Raw genomic sequence first — 17,409 nt, 5'->3', positions numbered from 1 at the left:
ACTTATTCGTCACGGACTCTTGAATTCGTCGTACCTAATGGGTTTCAGTGTCGTCGACATCAGGTGTCGACGAAGACAGCGAGGTAGTGATGACCACCCCCCACGTCGTCGTGGTCATGGGTGTCGCGGGCACCGGGAAGACCACCATCGGTCCCCTGCTCGCGGCCCGGCTCGGCGTTCCCTACGCCGAGGGCGACGACTTCCACCCGCCGGCCAACATCGCCAAGATGTCGGCCGGGGTCCCGCTCGACGACGCGGACCGGTGGCCGTGGCTCGACGCCATCGGTGCCTGGGCGCACGGGCGGGCCGGGCTCGGCGGAGTGGTCAGCTGCTCGGCGCTGAAGCGGTCGTACCGCGACCGGCTCAGGGCCGCGGCCCCCGGGGTCGTCTTCGTCCATCTCACGGGCGACCGCGCGCTCATCGAGGGCCGGATGTCGCACCGGCAGGGGCACTTCATGCCCACGGCGCTGCTCGACTCCCAGTTCGCCACGCTCCAGCCGCTGGAGCCGGGCGAGGCGGGTGTCGCGGTGGACGTCGGGGGCGGCCCCGAGGAGATCGCCGAACGGGCCGTCGAGGCGCTGGACGAACTGCCGCAGCCGGCCGAGTAACACCTCCCCCGTCCCCGTACCTGCAAGGGAAACCCGTGACCAGACTCAGAGTCGAGATGCTGGCAGCGGACACCGTCCAGCCGATCACCTCGGCCGGCCACGCCCGGCTGGGCATCGCCGTCCTGGTCGGCATCGCCGTCATCGTCGTCCTCATCACCCGGTTCAAACTGCACGCCTTCCTGGCACTGACCATCGGTTCGCTGGCGCTCGGCGCGTGCGCCGGGGCACCGCTCGACAAGGCCATCACGAGCTTCACCACCGGCCTGGGCAGCACGGTCGCCGGTGTCGGTGTGCTGATCGCCCTCGGCGCGATCCTGGGCAAGCTGCTCGCCGACTCCGGGGGCGCGGACCAGATCGTCGACACCATCCTGGCCAGGGCGGGCGGTCGCGCCATGCCGTGGGCGATGGTGCTGATCGCCTCGGTGATCGGTCTGCCGCTGTTCTTCGAGGTCGGCATCGTGCTGCTGATCCCGGTGGTGCTGATGGTGGCCAAGCGCGGCAACTACTCGCTGATGCGGATCGGCGTCCCGGCGCTGGCCGGTCTGTCCGTGATGCACGGCCTGATCCCGCCGCATCCCGGCCCGCTGGTCGCGGTGGACGCGGTCAAGGCCAACCTCGGTGTGACACTGGCCCTCGGGGTGCTCGTGGCCATACCGACGGTGATCATCGCGGGTCCGCTGTTCTCGAAGGTCGCCGCCCGCTGGGCGGACGTCCCGGTCCCCGAGCGGATGCTGGGTTCGAGGCCGTCCGAGGACCTGGAGCGGCGGCCCGGCTTCGGCGCCACCCTCGCCACCATCCTGCTGCCGGTCGTGCTGATGCTGGCCAAGGCCCTGGTCGACATCGTGGTCGACGACCCCACGCACCTGGTGCAGCGCGTCTTCGACGTCGTCGGCTCGCCGCTGATCGCCCTGCTGGTGGCCGTGCTGGTCGGCATCTTCACGCTCGCCCGCCCGGCCGGCTTCAGCAAGGAGCGGATCTCGTCGGCGGTCGACAAGGGGCTGATGCCCATCGCGGGGATCCTGCTGATCGTCGGCGCGGGCGGCGGCTTCAAGCAGACGCTGATCGACTGCGGGGTGGGCCGGATGATCCTGGAGATCTCCAAGGACTGGTCGATCCCGGCGCTGCTGCTGGCCTGGCTGATCGCGGTGGCCATCCGGCTGGCGACCGGTTCGGCGACGGTGGCGACCGTCTCGGCGGCCGGTCTGGTCGCCCCGCTGGCGGCCGACATGTCGACCGCGCACACAGCGCTGCTGGTGCTCGCCATCGGTGCCGGGTCGCTGTTCTTCAGCCATGTCAACGACGCCGGTTTCTGGCTGGTCAAGGAGTACTTCGGGCTCAGCGTCGGACAGACGGTCAGGACCTGGTCGGTGATGGAGACGATCATCTCGGTGGTCGCCGGCGGTCTGGTCCTCCTGTTGTCCCTGGTGATCTAGGAGCGGTACGGCGATGACGGCTCACCCCTTGTTCGACATCAGCGGGCGTACGGCCCTGGTGACCGGCGCCGGCCGGGGCATCGGGCTCGCCCTCGCCCGGGGCCTGGCCGAGGCGGGCTGCACGGTGGTCCTCAACGGGCGAAACGGCGAGCGGCTCGCCGAGGCCGCCGCCGGCCTGCCCGGCGACCGGGTGCACACGGCCGTGTTCGACGTGACCGACGGGCCGGCCGTGGCCGCCGGGATCGCGGACGTCGAGGAGCGGGTGGGCCCGCTGGACATCCTCGTCAACAACGCGGGCATCCAACTGCGCGCCCCGCTGCTGGAGTTCACCGACGCCGACTGGCACCGGATCCTGGACACCAACCTCACCAGCGCGTTCCTGGTCGGCCGGGAGGCGGCCCGGCGGATGACGGAACGCGGCCACGGCAAGATCATCAACATCTGCTCGCTGCAGAGCGAGGTGGTCCGGCCCGGCATCGCGCCGTACGCGGCGACCAAGGGCGCGCTGAAGCTGCTCACCAAGGGCATGTGCGCGGACTGGGGCCCCTGCGGCGTGCAGGTCAACGGGCTGGGGCCGGGCTACATCGAGACCGAGCTGACCCGGCCCCTGGTCGCGGACGAGGAGTTCAGCGCCTGGGTGCGCCGCCGCACCCCGGCCGGCCGCTGGGGCCGTACGGAGGATCTGGTGGGCGGGGTGCTCTTCCTCGCCTCGCCGGCCGCGGACTTCGTGAGCGGACAGGTGCTGTACGTCGACGGCGGTATGACGAGCGTGCTCTGAGGGGGCGTCGGGGATGCTGGGTTGTGTCATCCACGGGACGGGCGATCTGCGCGTCGAGGAACTGCCGGTGCCCCGGCCCGGGCCGGGGCAGGCGCTGGTGGCCGTCCGCTACGGCGGGGTGTGCGGCTCCGACCTGCACTACTGGCGGCACGGCGGGGTCGGCGACTTCCGGCTGCGCGAACCGATGGTGCTCGGGCACGAGGTGGTGGGGACGGTGACCGGCTACGGCGTCCGGGCGTCCGGTCCCGCGCCGGGTACGGCCGTCGCCGTGCACCCGGCCACGCCGTGCGGGGGGTGCCCGGAGTGCCGTGCCGGGCGGCCGAACGTGTGCCGCGACACCCGCTATCTCGGCAGCGCGGCCCGCTTCCCGCATGTGCAGGGTGGTTTCGCCGCGCACGTGGTCGTACCGGCCGAGCAGGTGAGGGCGTTGCCGGCGGGGCTGGAGCCGCGCCGGGCGGCGCTGGCCGAGCCGCTGTCGGTGGCGCTGCACGCGGTGCGCCGGGCCGGGGACGTGCGGGGCCGCCATGTGCTGGTGACCGGCGCCGGACCCATCGGGTGCCTGGTGGTGGCGGCCGCGAAGGCGGCGGGCGCGGCCCGCGTCACGGTGACCGACCTGGTGCCCCTGGCCCTGCGGTACGCGACGGCGGTCGGGGCCGACACCGCCGTACGGGCGGACGACCCCGCCGATCCCGGGTGGCCGGCGGAGGTGGACGTGGCCGTCGAGGCGTCGGGGGTGGCGGCGGGACTGGAGACCTGTCTGCGGCGGGTGCGGCGCGGTGGGGTGGTCGTGCAGCTCGGGATGCTGCCGCCGGGCGAGTCGCCGTTCGCCGGGAACCTGCTGGTCAGCCGGGAGATCGAACTGCGCGGGGCGTTCCGGTTCGGCGCGGAGTTCGACGAGGCGCTGCCGCTGCTGGCGGGCCGGCCGGAGTTCGACACGCTGATCAGCGCGGTGCTGCCGGTCGCCGCGGCTGAGTCGGCGTTCGCCCTGGCCGCCGACCGGGGCCGGTCCTGCAAGGTGCTGCTGGACTTCACGGACGGCGCCGCGGGCTGACGCCCGGCCGGGTCAGGGGCGCCACAGGCGGTGCTCGCGGGCCGCCCACTCCCGGCTGACCGTTCCGGTGCGCAGGCCCCGGCGGGCCTCCGGGTCGCCCAGGGCCATGCCGATGTGCCCGGCCAGGACGACACCGATGGTCAGGGCCAGCCAGTCGTGCACGAAGGTCGCCGACGTCCGCCACTCCAGGGGCGCCAGATGGGTGAACCACATCAGCAGGCCGGTGCCGAGCATCACCAGCGTGGCGCCGGCGATCCAGGAGGCGTAGATCTTCTGTCCGGCGTTGAACTTGCCCGCCGGGCGCGAGGAGTGCCGTTTGTCGCGGGCCAGGGCGGCCTTCAGCCAGAGGCGGTCGTGCGGGCCGAAGCGGTTGAGGAAGCCCAGGTCGGCGCGGAACGCGCGGGAGGCGAGGCCGAGCAGGACCGGCACGGGCAGGACGAGGCCCGCGCACTCGTGGATCCGGACGACCAGTTCCCGCCGGCCGACCAGCACGGCGAGCTGCGGGATGTAGAGGACGGCGGCCGTCAGCACGCACACCCCCATCAGCGCGGCCGTCGCGCGGTGCACCCAGCGCTCCGCCGGCGTGAAGCGCCGCAGCCTCGTCGTGGCGGCCGGGGCCTCAGCTCGTAGGGTCATCGCCGCGTCCGTTCGAACGGCCCACCCAGGCGTCGACGTCGTAGCCCAGGTTCTCCCAGTATCCGGGGCGGACGTGGTCGGTGACGGTGATGCCGGAGAGCCACTTGGCCGACTTGTAGAAGTACATGGGGGCGACATAGAGGCGGACCGGGCCGCCGTGGTCGTGGGTGATGTCCTTGTCCTGCATGCGCAGGGCGACCAGGACGTCCGGGCGGCGGGCCTGGTCGAGGGTGAGGCTCTCGGTGTAGGTGCCGTCGAAGCAGGTGAAACGGATCGCCCTGCCGGTGCCGCGCACCCCGGCCGCGTCCAGCAGCCGGGAGAGCCGTATGCCCTCGAAGGGGGTGCCCGGGACCCGCCAGCCGGTGACGCACTGGACGTCCTTGACCAGCCGGGTCTGCGGCAGGGCGCGCAGGTCGGCGAGGGTGTAGGTGTGCGGGTGGTCGACGAGCCCGTCGACCTTGAGGGTGTAGTTCTCGGGTCCCTGGTGCGGGACGGACGCGGCGACCGAGTAGTAGCGGAAGCCGCCGCCGTTGGGCAGCAGACCGGTCAGGCCCGTGGGGTCCTGCCCGGAGACGGAGCCGAGGAAGGACTCCAGGCCGCGTTGGAGCACCGGCGCGGTGGCCACGCCGAGGGCGCCGAGGCCGAGGGTGCCGAGGAAGACGCGGCGGCCGACGGGACGGCCCTGTTCAGGTCCCTCCCGCGACGGCCTCGGTTCCTCGGACGGTTCAGGGTTCACGCGTTTCATTCGAGCACCTCATGGGCCCGGGGGCCAGGGATCCCGGCCGGCCGTCAGGACTCCGTAATCACTTCTTACGTACGTGCCGGAAAGCCTGGTGACTCAAAGGGCCTCGGGTCCCTGGAACCTCGGGTCCGTGAAGCCTCGTGGCTCAGAAGGCGAGGGCGTGGGCGCGGGCCCGGCCGAAGGCCTCGCGGGGGTCGCGGTGGGGGTACGACCAGGGCGCCGGGGTGGCGTGCCGGCCGATGCGCCGGAACAGGGCCGCCGCCTCGGCCGGCCGGCCCGCGCAGGACATGGCGAAGGCGAGGTGGTTGAGGTCGACGTGGCGGCGGGGGTGGTCGTCGTGCTCCCACTCCAGCCACCAGTCGAAGGCGGCCTCCAGTACCCGGCGCGCCCGGGCCCGGTACCAGTGCCCCCAGGTGGCCGGATCGGCGGGCGCCAGGCCCGCTGCGGCCAGCACCCGGTAGCGCTCGGCGAGCGCCACGGCCGGCAGGACGGCCAGCGGGGAGTCGGCGGGCGCCTCGGCGGCGCACCGCTCGGCGAAGTCGTACACCTCGTGCGCCCCGCGCGCCCCGTGCGCCCCACGCGGCTGGTCCTGGCGCCGTTCGGCGAGGCGGGCGGTCAGCAGGTGGTGGGCGTGGTGGTGCTCCGGATGGCGGCCCCGGACCTCGGCGAAGGCGCGCAGCACCTGGCGGTGCGGGCCCATGGTGCGCTCCAGCCGGAGCAGGCCGAGCCACGGCGTGGGGTCGGCGGGGGTGAGCGCGGCGGCGGCGCGGCAGGCCTCGCGGGCCCGGTCCGGTGCCTCGTCGCCGCGCAGGGCCCGCTGGACCAGGGCCAGGGCGAGCAGGGTGGCGGCGTCGGCGGAGGCGGGTTCGGCCCGCAGCCAGCCGTGGACCCACGGGGCGGCGTGGGGTTCCCTGGCGAGGACGGTGACCCGGTGGCCGCGGCGGTCCCAGTCGTCACCCGTGTGCAGCAGCAGCGAGCGGACGGCCTGCCACCGGCCCTGGGCCAACGCCGTCCGGGCGGCGGCGAGTTCGGCGTCGTCGAGGGCGTCGTCGAAGGCGTCGGTGTCCTGCGGGGTGAGCAGGGGCAGGAGTGGGGGCACCGCGGGCTTCCTGATTCTCGGGCTGCCATCAGCCGATCACGCACAGCAAACCCTCAGCCAATGGTTTGCGTCAAGCGGAACAGAGGTGTTATTGACTTCAACTACCTTGCCGGGCGCGGAACTTGGGTCCGACGGTCCGTCGATGTCGTACCGTGGAGCGGCGGTTCCCGGTCACGGCTGTGGCCTGCGCCATGGCGCGCCGGGGTCAAGTCGCCGCATGGTGGCCGAGTCAGGTATCCGTTCCTCGGGTACTCCCCGGGGCGGCACCGGCCCGGGAGCGCTACAGTCGGCCACTACGCACCCGTGGTCCACCCGGATGATCGAGGTACGCAGCGTGTCCGTTCTGGTTCTCGTTCTCGCCGTGAGCGCGGCCTGTTGCCTGGGCTTCGGGTTCGTGCTCCAGCAGAACGTCGCCCAGCGGGCCCCGCTCAGCGACTTCCTGTCCTTCCGGCTGCTGCTGGACCTGATGCGGGTGCCGCGCTGGCTGGGTGGCATCGGTCTGATGGTGGCCGGCATGGTCCTGGGCGCGATCGCCCTCGGCAAGGGGGAGATCTCCCTGGTCGAGCCGCTGCTCGCCACGAACCTCCTGTTCGCGCTCGCCCTCTCCCGCCACCAGACCAGACAGCCCCTGAGCCACCAGGGCTGGACCGGCCTGCTCCTCCTCGCCGGCGGGGTGACCGCGTTCATCCTGGCGGGCCAGCCGCGCGGCGGCACCGCGGTCACCAACCCGTTCCGGCACTGGCTGATCATCGGTGTCATGGTGGGCGTGGCCCTGCTGCTCACCACCTGCGCCAAGCGCTCCCGGCTGAGCTGGGGACCGGTGCTGCTGGCGCTGGCCGCCGGACTGCTGTATGGCGTGCAGGATGCGCTGACCCGGGTGACCGGCACCCGCTTCTCCGAGGGCGGCCTGGTCGAGGTGGTCACCGGCTGGCAGCCGTACGGTGTCGTCGCGCTCGGTGTCACCGGGCTGATGCTCGTGCAGAGCGCCTTCGAGACCGCCCCGCTGCGGATGTCGCTGCCCGCGCTCACCGCCGCCCAGCCGCTCGCCGGGATCCTGTGCGGCGTGGGCTTCCTGGGCGACCGGCTGCGCACCGACACGGGAGCGCTGGCCTGGGAGGCGGCGGGGCTGGCCGCGATCGTCGCGGGCATCGTGCTGCTGGGCCTGCACCCGGCCATGCCACGCGGCACGTCCGAGACGGAGCGGGCGCGGGACCTCCAGTCGCGCTGAAACCTGCCCGACGGCACCCGCCCAGCCCGCAGCCCGCCCGGGTCGGCCCCCGCCCAGCCCGCACCCCCGCCCGAGTCGGACCCCGCCCAGCCCGCACCCCGCCCGAGTCGGACCCGCCCAGCCCGCAGCCCGCCCAAGTCGGACCCCGCCCGGCCCGGACCCCGCCCGGACAGGGACCCCTGGGCCGGGACCCGCCCGGCCCGGACCCCGTCCAGCCCGCCCCCGCCCGGTCGGACCCCGCCCAGCCCGCACCCCGCCCGGTCGGATCGGGCTCCGCCCCGACGGGAGCCGCCCGCACAGGACCCTGGTTGGATGAGGGCATGAATCCTGCTGACGAGATCCTCGACATCGTCGACGACAACGACCAGGTCGTCGGGCAGGCCCCACGCGGCGAGGCGTACGCGCGCGGGCTGCGGCACCGGTGTGTGTTCATCCAGGCCCGGGACGCGGCCGGGCGGCTCTTCGTCCACCGCCGCACGCCGACCAAACTGGTCTTCCCGTCCCTGTACGACCTGTTCGTCGGCGGAGTGGTCGGCGCGGGCGAGTCCTACGACGACGCGGCCCTGCGGGAGGCGGAGGAGGAGCTGGGGGTGAGCGGACTGCCCCGGCCGTCGTTCCTCTTCAAGTTCCTCTACGACGACGGGGCCGGCAAGAGCTGGTGGTCGGCGGTGTACGAGGTGCGCTGCGAACCGCCGGTGCGCCCGCAGGCGGAGGAGGTCGAGTGGTACGGCTTCCTGCCCCAGGACGAGGTGGACCGGCGGCTCGGCGAGTGGGAGTGGGTACCGGACGGACTGGCGGCGTGGGAGCGGCTGCGGGAGCACCGGGGCGGCGACCGCGTACCGCTGACGTAGGGTCCTGCGCGTGATCGATTTCGCGCGGAACATCCGGCTGTGGTTCGCCCCCGAGGTGATCCGGGAGGAGGGCGGCACCCCCGACTACCGGTTCTCGCTGGCGAACGAGCGCACCTTCCTGGCCTGGCTGCGGACCGCGCTCGCGCTGATCGGCGGGGGTTTCGCGGTCGACCAGTTCCTGCCGGAGCTGCGCCGGGGCTGGCGGGTGGGGCTGGCGCTCGCCCTGCTGGGGGCCGGCGTGCTGTGCTCGCTGCGCGCGGTCAACCACTGGGTGCGGTGCGAGCGGGCGATGCGCCGGGGCGAGGACCTGCCGGTGTCCCGCTTCCCGGCGGTGCTCAGCCTGGTCGTGGCGGTGGTGGCCGTCGTGATGGTCGTCGTCGTACTGGTCGGATGGGCGGGGTGACGCCCGGGCGCGACCCGGGGCTGCAGCCGGAGCGGACACGGCTGGCCTGGCGGCGCACGACCCTGTCGGGCACCGTCGCCGCCGTCCTCGCGGTGAAGACCGCCCTGCACGGCGGCGCCTCGACGGGCGGCGTCCTCACGTGCGCGCTGTGCTGCGCCCTGTGGCTGGGCTTCCTGTGGGTCGCCCAGCACCGCATCCGCGCCCTCGCGGCGGCCCCCGCCCCCCGGGCCCTCGCACCACGCCACGCGACGGCCGCGGCACTGTGCACGGTGGCGCTGGCCGTCTGCGCGGCGGCACTGGTGGTGTAGCCGCGCGGCCGGCGTCCTCGGACGTCAGGGAGCCGTGTGCTCGTCCTCCCAGTCCACCGTCACCACGATCTTGCCGCGGGTACGGCCCTCCTGGTTCAGGCGGTGGGCGTCCGCCGCGCGTTCCAGCGGGAAGGTCCGCGAGACGTGCACGGAGATCACCCCCTGCTCCGCCAGCGCGGACAGCCGTTCGAGGTCCTCGGCGTCGGGGCGCACGAAGCAGTAGCGGCCGCCGTGGCTCAGCACCTCCGGGTCTGCGATCGAGGCCAGCCGCCCCTCGGGGGCGAGCAGGTTGACCGAGGTCTTCAGCGTGTCGCCGCCGATGGTGTCGAAGACCGCGTCCACCCCCTCGGGCACCAGGGCGCGCACCCGTTCGGCCAGTCCCTCGCCGTAGGCCACGGGCTCGCCGCCCAGACTCCGGACGAAGTCGTGGTTGTGCTCACTGGCCGTACCGATGACCCGGGCCCCCAGATGCGCCGCGAGCTGGACGGCGATCGAGCCGACCCCGCCGGCCGCCGCGTGCACCAGGACGGTCTCGCCCTGCTTGGCCTCCAGGGCGTGGACGAGCACCTGGTAGGCGGTGAGCCCGGCCAGCGGCAGCCCGGCGGCCTCCTCGAAGGACAGATTGCGCGGCTTGCGGGCCAGGGTCCGCACCGGCGCGGCCACGTACTCGGCGAAGGTGCCCCGGGACAGGAAGTCCTCACGGACGTAGCCGATGACCTCGTCGCCGACGGAGAACTCCGTCACCGCGGCACCGGGCTGCACCACCACCCCGGACACGTCCCAGCCCGGGATCACCGGGAAGACGGCGTCGAGAGCGCCGTCCAGATATCCCTCACGGCACTTCCAGTCGACCGGGTTGACGGCCGCCGCGCGCACCTTGACCAGCACCGCGTCGGGGCCGACCTTGGGGTCGCGCAGCTCGCCGTACTCCAGCACCTCGGGTCCGCCGTACCGGCTGTAATGGATGCCCTTCATGCCCTCGACCCTCCGGGGTTGGTGAACGCCACGCAACCGGGATGCCCCCATATGTCCCGTTCGCGTGGCAGCCTGTCCGTCGTCATCACGTCATCACCCCGTACCCCGAAGGTGAGCACCATGACCATCCTTCACCAGGAACACACCGCACACGACAGTCACGCCCACGGCCCCGGCTGCGGACACACCGCGGTGCCGCACGGCGACCACCTCGACTACGCGCACGACGGACATCTGCACCGCGAGCACGGGGACCACTGGGACGAGTGCGAGCCGGCCGGGCACACCGCCCACGAGGACCACGAGCACCGGCACGGCGAGAACTGCGGGCACGCGCGCGTGCGTCACGGTGACCATGTGGACTACCTGCACGACGGCCACCGGCACGCGGAGCACGAGGACCACTGGGACGACCACTGACGGACGGGTGACCGACGGCTCCCCCGCGGGGCGACCCCGGGGAGCCGTCGGACCGGGGTGGCCCCGATCACGTTCGGCTCACCCACTGGACGGCATACCGACCGGTCGGCATCATGAGTGGGGTCCCGTTCTTCACCCCGTTCGTAGGAGCGACGCATGAGCCCCGACCACCCGCCCGGACTCGATCTCGACCGGCTGCGCGGCCTGCTCGACCGGGAGCGGCCCGGCCTGGTCAGCGGCCCCCTCACCGGCCGGCTGATCGAGGGCGGACGGTCGAACCTCACCTACGCGCTCTCCGACGGTACGTCCAAGTGGGTCGTACGGCGGCCACCGCTCGGCCATGTCCTGGCCACCGCCCACGACATGAGGCGCGAGCACCGGGTGATCAGCGCACTGCACCCGACGAGCGTGCCGGTGCCCCGCCCGGTGCTGCTGTGCGAGGACGAGGAGGTGCTCGGGGCGCCGTTCTACATCATGGAGTTCGTGGACGGCACCCCGTACCGCACGGCCGACCAGCTCGCCCCGCTCGGCCCGGAGCGCACCCGTGCGGCGGTGCTGTCCCTCGTCGACACGCTCGTCGAGCTGCACGCCGTGGACCCGGCCGCCGTGGGCCTGGCGGACTTCGGGCGGCCCGAGGGCTTCCTGGACCGTCAGCTGCGCCGCTGGGGCAAGCAGCTGGACGCCTCCCGCAACCGCGAGCTGGCCGGCATCGACGAACTGCACGCCACCCTCGGACGCCGGCTGCCCGTCTCCCCCGCCGCCACCGTCGTGCACGGCGACTACCGCCTCGACAACGTCCTGATCGGCGCGGACGACCGGATCGAGGCGATCCTCGACTGGGAGATGTCGACGCTCGGCGATCCGCTCACCGACCTGGGTCTGCTGGTGATGTACAGCCGTCCGCTGGGCATGGCCGACTCCCCGGTGTCGACCACGGCCGAGGCCCCCGGCCACCCGGACCCGGCCGAGCTGATCGAGCGGTACGCCGCCCGGTCGGGGCGGGACGTGTCGGCCGTCTCCTGGTACACGGCCTTCGCCTGGTTCAAGCTCGCCGTGATCCTGGAGGGCATCCACTACCGGTACACGCTCGGCCAGACGGTCGGACGCGGCTTCGACCGCATCGGCGACCTGGTGCCCGTCTTCATCGACCACGGACTGACCACTCTTCAGGAAGGCTGACCCGAGATGGACTTCGCGTTCGACGCGCGCACGGAGGAGCTGCGTGCCAGGCTCCTCGCCTTCATGGACGAGTACGTCTACCCGGCCGAGCCGGTCGCCGAGGAGCAGCGGGCCGCTCTGGCCTCGCCGTGGGAGACCCCGGCCGTGGTCGAGGAGCTGAAGGCCGAGGCGCGCCGCCAGGGCCTGTGGAACCTCTTCCTGCCGGACGCCGAGTACGGCGCGGGGCTCACCAACCTCCAGTACGCGCCGCTGGCCGAGATCACCGGCCGCTCCCCGCATCTCGCGCCCACCGCGCTGAACTGCGCCGCGCCCGACACCGGGAACATGGAGGTGCTGGCGCAGTTCGGGAACGAGCAGCAGCGCAAGCAGTGGCTGGAGCCGCTGCTGGCCGGTGAGATCCGCTCGGCTTTCGCGATGACCGAGCCGGAGGTGGCCTCCTCCGACGCCACCAACATCACCACGCTCATCGAGCGGGCCTCCGACGGCACCGACGAGTACGTCGTGACCGGGCGCAAGTGGTACATCTCCGGGGCGATGAACCCTGACTGCAAGATCTTCATCGTGATGGGCAAGACCGACCCGGACGGGCCGGACATCCGCCGCCAGCAGTCGATGGTGCTGGTCCCGCGCGACACCCCGGGCGTCACCGTGAAGCGCGCCATGCGGGTGTTCGGCTACGAGGACCACTCGCACGGCGGCCACGCCGAGGTGGTCTTCGACCACGCGCGCGTGCCGGCGGCGAACCTGGTCGGCGAGGAGGGCGGCGGCTTCGCCATCGCCCAGGCCCGGCTCGGTCCCGGCCGCATCCACCACTGCATGCGGCTGATCGGCATGGCCGAGCGGGCCATCGAGCTGATGTGCCGCCGGGCGGTGTCCCGTACGGCCTTCGGCAAGGCGCTGGCCCAGCAGGGCGTCGTCCACAACTGGATCGCGGACGCCCGGGTGACCGTGGAGCAGCTGCGGCTGCTGGTGCTGAAGACGGCCTGGCTGATGGACACCGTCGGCAACCGGGGCGCCCACACCGAGATCCAGGCCATCAAGATCGCCACGCCCAGGGCGGTCGTCGACATCATCGACCGGGCGATCCAGCTGTACGGCGCTGGCGGCGTCAGCCAGGACTTCCCGCTGGCCGAGCTGTACGCGAGCGCCCGTACGCTGATGATCGCGGACGGTCCGGACGAGGTGCACCAGCGGTCGCTGGCGCGACGGGAGCTGAAGAAGTACCTCTGAGGGGCCGAAGAGCCTAGGGACGCAGGGCCCGCAGGAGCAGGTCGGCCAGCTGGTCGGCGACCTCCTGCGGGGTGAGCGGGCCCTCGGGGCGGTACCAGGTCGACAGGTGGTGGACCGATCCGAAGTGGTAGTCCACCACCAGGTCGGCCGGTGTCGCCGTGGAGAAGACACCCGCCTGCTGTCCCTCCTCGATCAGCGCGCGGAAGCGCTCGTGGTAGCGCCGGCGCTCCGCGCGCACCTGCTTGTTCTTCTCCGGGCTCAGATGGTGCATGGAGCGGAAGAAGATCATCGCGTCGTCGAGGTTCTCGATGGTGGTCACCACGACGTCGGCCGCCGCGCCTCTGAGCCGCTTCTCGATGGGCTCGTCCGCGTTCGCGAACGCGTCGAGGCGCTCCTGCTGGACGCGCAGCACGCGCGCGTACACCTCGTGCAGCAGGTCGTCCTTGGAGCCGAAGTAGTGGTACAGCGCCCCCTTGGTGACGCCCGCCGCCTCGACGATCTCCTGTACCGACGTGCGGTCGTAGCCCTGCTCGGCGAAGAGCCGGGTGGCGGCGGCCAGCAGCCGCTGCGGGACGGGCGTACCGTCTCCGTCCGTGGTCCTGGGCACTGCCGCCACCTGCCTTTCGTTCGTTCTACTGGCTGTCTTGCGCGCGGGAGCGAAGTTCCCGACGGAGGATCTTCCCACTTGCCGTCTTGGGCAGGTCGGGCAGGATCTCCACCTGTCGCGGGTATTTGTAGGCGGCCAGTCTCTCCTTGCAGTAGGCGGCGAGCGTACCGGGGTCCGTGTCGGCGCCGGGACGCAGGCTGATGTACGCCTTGACGGTCTCGCCCCGGTAGCCGTCCGGGACGCCGACGACGGCCGCCTCGCGCACCGCCGGATGGGTGTAGAGGACGTCCTCGACCTCGCGCGGCCACACCTTGAAGCCGGAGGCGTTGATCATGTCCTTCTTGCGGTCGACGACGTAGAGCCAGCCCTGTTCGTCCATGAAGCCGATGTCGCCGGTGCGCAGCTCGCCGTCCGGGAAGGTCTCGGCGGTGGCCTCGGGGCGCCGCCAGTAGCCGGGGACCACCTGGGGGCCGCGTACGACGATCTCGCCCTGTTCGCCGAAGGGGACCTCGGCGCCCTGGTCGTCGACGATGCGGACGATCGTGTCGGGGCCGGGCAGGCCGACCGCCAGCGTGCCGGAGCCGGGGTCCACGGGCGCTTCCAGGCCGGGCGGGACGGAGGCGCAGGGGGCGGTGCACTCGGTCAGGCCGTAGCCGTTGCGGATGTACGGCCCGAAGCCCGCGCGGAACTTCTCCACCAGGGCGGGCGGCACGGGGGCGCCGCCGGAGGAGATGTTGACGAAGGAGGAGAAGTGGCCGGGGGTGGCGTCCGGCTGGGCGGCCAGCGCCATGAAGGCGGTGGACGGGCCGACGGTGTAGTGCGGGCGGTGTTCGGCGAACGCGTCCAGCACGACGCCCGGTTCGAACCGGTAGGTGAGCACCAGGGTGCCCGCGCTGACGAGGCAGGCGCCGAGCTGGCAGACCATGCCGGTGATGTGGAACAGCGGTGCCATGGCGTAGTAGACGGGCGCCTCGGGCAGGGCCAGTCCGGTCCGCTGTCGCTCGGCGTTGTACATGATGTTGCCGTGGGTGTTGGTGGCGCCCTTGGGGGTGCCGCTGGTGCCCGAGGTGTAGCTGATCAGCGCGATGTCGGCGGGGGCCGGGTCGCGGCCCTCGGGGCCCTTGCCGCCCTGCCGGGCGACGGCCACCAGGTCGTCGGCGTCGGCGGCCGGGGGCAGCCGCTCGAAGGTCAGCACGCGCGCGTCGTGGCGGGTCTGGAAGTCCAGCTCGCAGCCGGTGAGCACGATCCGCACCGGGGAGCCGGCGGCCGTGTCGCGCAGGTACGACTCCCAGGCCCGGTCGGAGCAGATCAGCGCGGCGACCTCGCCGTCCCGCAGGACGTGGGCGACCTCGGCCGACTTGTACATGGGGTTGACGGGGACGACGGTCGCGCCGGCCTTCCAGGCGCCGAGCAGGGCCAGCACGAAGTGCGGGGAGTTCTGCAGCAGGACGGCGACCCGGTCGCCCCGCTCCAGCCCGCGTCCGGCGAGGTGGGCGGCGACGGAGTCGCTCAGCTCGTCGACCTCGCGGTAGCTCAGGCGGGCGTCGAAGTAGGTGAGGAAGGTGCGCTCCGGTGCCTCGGCGACCGCGCGGCGCAGGGCGTGCACCAGGGAGTCGGCCGGGTCGACCGGGCCGCGCTGCGCTTCGTTGAGGAGGGCCAGCCAGGGCCGGGCCGCGTAACGGGACTCGGTCACCTCGCCGCCTCCCACTTCTGCTGCAGGTGGTTCATGCTGGTCAGCCAGCGGTCGGGGTGGCCGGCCCGGGCGGTGTAGTACCCGGCGACCTCGGGGTGCGGCAGGATCAGGAAGCGGTCCTCCGCGATGCCCTTGAACAGGGCGTCCGCGACCTCCTCGGGGGCGATCGCGGTCGGCTGGAGCACGAGGTCGCCCGCGCTGCCGGTGGCGGCCAGCATGTCGGTGCGCACGCCCTGCGGACAGATCGCGTGCACCTTCAGGCCCCGGTGGCGGTAGGTCAGCGACAGCCACTCGGCGAAGGCGTAGGCGCCGTGCTTGGTGACGGCGTAGGACGGAGCGCCGATCATGGTCAGCAGTCCGGCGGCGGACACGGTGGAGACGAAGCGGCCGGTGCCCCGCTCCAGCCAGTCGGGGAGCAGTTCGTGGGCCGCGCGGACGTGGGCCATGAGGTTGACGTCCCAGGACACCGCCCAGGACTTCTCGTCGAGCACCCCGCCGACAGAGCCGAGACCGCCGTCCTCGAAGGCGACGCCCGCGTTGGCGCAGTACACGTCCACGGTGCCGCCGAGCGCGTCGCGTGCGTCGCCGACGATCGCGGAGGCGTCACCCGGTACGGCGATCCCGCCGATCTCCTCCGCCACCGCCTCGGCCTTGCCGGCGTCCAGGTCGTTGACGACCACCCGGGCGCCCTCGGCCGCGAACCGGCGGGCCAGCGCGGCACCGATCCCGCCCCCCGCCCCGGTGACGACCACTCCCGCATCCTGCACGGCTTCCACCATCGGTCTCCTTCGACACGGTGCGACTCGGCTCTGCGACGCCAGACTAACCAGTCGGTATGTACAAAAGGAAGGGCGGCTGTCACACCCTGGGAGCCCGCGCCTTCCACCCCCACGGAGGTCACCCCCATGCACCTGTCCAGAAGGGCCCTGCTGGCGGCGGGGGCCGCGACGGCCTCACTGCCGGCGGCACCCGCCGCCGCGGCCCCCGCCCACGGCCTGCGCACCGGGTTCGACAGACTCGCGGCCGACGGATACACCCTGCTCAGCGGCGAGCGGGTGGGAATCGTCACCAATCCGACCGGCGTCACCGCCGACGCCCTGCACATCGTCGACGTGATGCACGCCGACCCGCGCGTCCGTGTGACGGCGGTCTTCGGACCGGAACACGGCTTCCGGGGCACCGCGCAGGCGGGCGGCTCGGAGGGCCGCTACGCCGACCCCGCGACCGGTCTGCCGGTCTACGACACCTACCTCAAGAACGGGCAGCCGCTGGCCGACGTCTTCACCGCCTCCGGCGTGGACACCGTCGTCTTCGACATCCAGGACGTGGGCGCGCGCTTCTACACCTACATCTGGACCCTGTACGACTGCATGGAGGCGGCGTGGCTGGCGGGCAAGCGGTTCGTCGTGCTGGACCGGCCCAACCCGGTGACCGGCCGGTCGGCCCGGGGGCCCGTCCTGCACAAGGAGTTCGCCACCTTCGTCGGGCGGCAGCCCATCGCCCAGGCGCACGGGATGACGGTGGCCGAGCTCGCCCGGCTGTTCGACGGGGAGTTCCTGGGCGGCCGGGTCGCGCCGGAGACCGTACCGATGTCGGGCTGGCGGCGGTCGGAGTTCTACGACGCCCACGATCTGCCCTGGGTGCCGCCGAGCCCGAACATGCCGACGCCCGACACCGCGCTGGTGTACTCGGGAACCTGCCTGTTCGAGGGCACGAACCTGTCGGAGGGGCGCGGCACCACCCGGCCCTTCGAACTGCTGGGCGCCGAGGGCGTCGACGGACGGTGGGCGGCGGCCGCCAACGAACTGGGCCTGCCGGGCGTGCGGTTCAGGGAGGCGTACTTCGCGCCCACCTTCTCCAAGTTCCAGGGGAAGACCGTCGGGGGTGTGCAGATCCATGTGCGCGACCGGACCGTCTACGACCCCGTACGCACCGGGATCGCGCTGCTGGTGACCGCCAAGCGGGTCTGGAGCGGCTTCGGCTGGCGCCCGGACGACTGGATCGACAAGCTCACCGGCTCGGACCGGGTCCGCACGATGATCGACGCCGGTGCCGGCCCGGACGAGGTGGTCGGGGCCTGGCAGTCGGAGCTGGCGGCGTTCCGGCGGATTCGAAAGGAATATCTCCTCTACCGGTGAGACGCGGTGTATGGCCAACCTCGGCCGGCG

The 17,409-nt window shown here is 72.7% G+C and carries 19 protein-coding genes; 12 read left to right on the top strand and 7 right to left on the bottom strand.

The genetic code is table 11. From position 1 onward, the window contains the following. Positions 1-89 precede the first annotated feature (89 nt). From ACFYMM_RS33800 to ACFYMM_RS33785, 4 genes are read left to right on the top strand one after another with little or no spacing between them, the layout of a single operon-like run. Positions 90-608 carry a gluconokinase gene (locus ACFYMM_RS33800; protein WP_388393735.1) on the top strand — a complete coding sequence of 173 codons (519 nt, stop codon included), beginning with the start codon at positions 90-92 and terminating at the stop codon, positions 606-608. Positions 609-643: 35 nt separating this feature from the next. Further along, a complete protein-coding gene (locus tag ACFYMM_RS33795) occupies positions 644-2,041 on the top strand; it encodes a gluconate:H+ symporter (protein WP_388393733.1) in 1,398 nt (465 codons plus the stop codon). Positions 2,042-2,054: 13 nt separating this feature from the next. Next, complete coding sequence (locus tag ACFYMM_RS33790) at positions 2,055-2,819, top strand: SDR family oxidoreductase (protein ID WP_388393730.1); 765 nt, start codon at positions 2,055-2,057, stop codon at positions 2,817-2,819. Positions 2,820-2,832: 13 nt separating this feature from the next. Then, entirely contained in the window at positions 2,833-3,870 is a 1,038-nt protein-coding gene (locus tag ACFYMM_RS33785; RefSeq protein ID WP_388393727.1) for an L-idonate 5-dehydrogenase, read from the top strand. Between the two features lie 12 nt (positions 3,871-3,882). Here the strand turns inward: ACFYMM_RS33785 and ACFYMM_RS33780 are convergent, their stop codons facing one another. The 3 genes from ACFYMM_RS33780 to ACFYMM_RS33770 all read right to left on the bottom strand — a co-directional run bounded on the left by ACFYMM_RS33780 (position 3,883) and on the right by ACFYMM_RS33770 (position 6,347). Further along, positions 3,883-4,506: a cytochrome b/b6 domain-containing protein gene (locus ACFYMM_RS33780; protein ID WP_388393724.1), complete on the bottom strand. Its 624-nt coding sequence runs from the start codon at positions 4,504-4,506 to the stop codon at positions 3,883-3,885. Further along, the gene (locus ACFYMM_RS33775) at positions 4,490-5,242 is read right to left on the bottom strand and encodes a molybdopterin-dependent oxidoreductase (RefSeq protein WP_388393721.1); all 753 of its coding nucleotides are present in this window, start codon (positions 5,240-5,242) and stop codon (positions 4,490-4,492) included. The genes ACFYMM_RS33780 and ACFYMM_RS33775 overlap by 17 nt, the downstream gene beginning before the upstream one ends. Positions 5,243-5,393: 151 nt before the next feature. Then, positions 5,394-6,347 (bottom strand): hypothetical protein, encoded by a 954-nt coding sequence (locus tag ACFYMM_RS33770; RefSeq protein ID WP_388393718.1) that lies wholly within the window; start codon positions 6,345-6,347, stop codon positions 5,394-5,396. Positions 6,348-6,681: 334 nt separating this feature from the next. Between ACFYMM_RS33770 and ACFYMM_RS33765 the strand changes: the two genes are divergently transcribed. The 4 genes from ACFYMM_RS33765 (at position 6,682) to ACFYMM_RS33750 (ending at position 9,137) form a co-directional block, all read left to right on the top strand. Then, a complete protein-coding gene (locus tag ACFYMM_RS33765; protein WP_388393715.1) occupies positions 6,682-7,575 on the top strand; it encodes a DMT family transporter in 894 nt (297 codons plus the stop codon). A 320-nt stretch (positions 7,576-7,895) separates the two neighbouring features. Further along, the gene (locus ACFYMM_RS33760) at positions 7,896-8,426 is read left to right on the top strand and encodes an NUDIX hydrolase (RefSeq protein ID WP_388393712.1); all 531 of its coding nucleotides are present in this window, start codon (positions 7,896-7,898) and stop codon (positions 8,424-8,426) included. 10 nt (positions 8,427-8,436) lie between these two features. Further along, a complete protein-coding gene (locus ACFYMM_RS33755) occupies positions 8,437-8,829 on the top strand; it encodes a YidH family protein (RefSeq protein ID WP_388393709.1) in 393 nt (130 codons plus the stop codon). After that, positions 8,817-9,137 (top strand): DUF202 domain-containing protein, encoded by a 321-nt coding sequence (locus tag ACFYMM_RS33750; protein WP_388393706.1) that lies wholly within the window; start codon positions 8,817-8,819, stop codon positions 9,135-9,137. The genes ACFYMM_RS33755 and ACFYMM_RS33750 overlap by 13 nt, the downstream gene beginning before the upstream one ends. Positions 9,138-9,161: 24 nt before the next feature. Here the strand turns inward: ACFYMM_RS33750 and ACFYMM_RS33745 are convergent, their stop codons facing one another. Then, positions 9,162-10,112: an NADP-dependent oxidoreductase gene (locus ACFYMM_RS33745; protein WP_388393703.1), complete on the bottom strand. Its 951-nt coding sequence runs from the start codon at positions 10,110-10,112 to the stop codon at positions 9,162-9,164. Between the two features lie 120 nt (positions 10,113-10,232). On the opposite strand from ACFYMM_RS33745, the gene ACFYMM_RS33740 reads away from it, so the two are divergent. The 3 genes from ACFYMM_RS33740 (at position 10,233) to ACFYMM_RS33730 (ending at position 12,941) form a co-directional block, all read left to right on the top strand. Further along, a complete protein-coding gene (locus ACFYMM_RS33740; RefSeq protein ID WP_388393700.1) occupies positions 10,233-10,532 on the top strand; it encodes a hypothetical protein in 300 nt (99 codons plus the stop codon). A gap of 156 nt (positions 10,533-10,688) precedes the next feature. Continuing rightward, positions 10,689-11,711 carry a phosphotransferase family protein gene (locus ACFYMM_RS33735; RefSeq protein ID WP_388393697.1) on the top strand — a complete coding sequence of 341 codons (1,023 nt, stop codon included), beginning with the start codon at positions 10,689-10,691 and terminating at the stop codon, positions 11,709-11,711. Between the two features lie 6 nt (positions 11,712-11,717). Further along, on the top strand, positions 11,718-12,941 hold the full coding sequence (locus tag ACFYMM_RS33730) for an acyl-CoA dehydrogenase family protein (protein WP_388393694.1): 1,224 nt from the start codon (positions 11,718-11,720) through the stop codon (positions 12,939-12,941). A gap of 13 nt (positions 12,942-12,954) precedes the next feature. On the opposite strand, the gene ACFYMM_RS33725 is transcribed toward ACFYMM_RS33730, so the two are convergent. The 3 genes from ACFYMM_RS33725 to ACFYMM_RS33715 are packed head-to-tail and all read right to left on the bottom strand — an operon-like array spanning position 12,955 to position 16,020. Continuing rightward, positions 12,955-13,548, bottom strand: coding sequence for a TetR/AcrR family transcriptional regulator (locus ACFYMM_RS33725; protein WP_388393692.1), 594 nt, complete (start codon positions 13,546-13,548; stop codon positions 12,955-12,957). A gap of 25 nt (positions 13,549-13,573) precedes the next feature. Further along, the gene (locus ACFYMM_RS33720; protein ID WP_388393689.1) at positions 13,574-15,241 is read right to left on the bottom strand and encodes a class I adenylate-forming enzyme family protein; all 1,668 of its coding nucleotides are present in this window, start codon (positions 15,239-15,241) and stop codon (positions 13,574-13,576) included. Next, a complete protein-coding gene (locus ACFYMM_RS33715; protein WP_388393686.1) occupies positions 15,238-16,020 on the bottom strand; it encodes an SDR family oxidoreductase in 783 nt (260 codons plus the stop codon). The genes ACFYMM_RS33720 and ACFYMM_RS33715 overlap by 4 nt, the downstream gene beginning before the upstream one ends. A gap of 126 nt (positions 16,021-16,146) precedes the next feature. Between ACFYMM_RS33715 and ACFYMM_RS33710 the strand changes: the two genes are divergently transcribed. Further along, positions 16,147-17,379 (top strand): exo-beta-N-acetylmuramidase NamZ domain-containing protein, encoded by a 1,233-nt coding sequence (locus ACFYMM_RS33710; RefSeq protein WP_388393684.1) that lies wholly within the window; start codon positions 16,147-16,149, stop codon positions 17,377-17,379. The last annotated feature ends 30 nt before the right edge of the window (positions 17,380-17,409 follow it).

This window comes from Streptomyces sp. NPDC006739, assembly GCF_042869815.1.
GTDB lineage: Bacteria > Actinomycetota > Actinomycetes > Streptomycetales > Streptomycetaceae > Streptomyces.
This window is presented reverse-complemented; position numbering and strand designations above follow the sequence as displayed.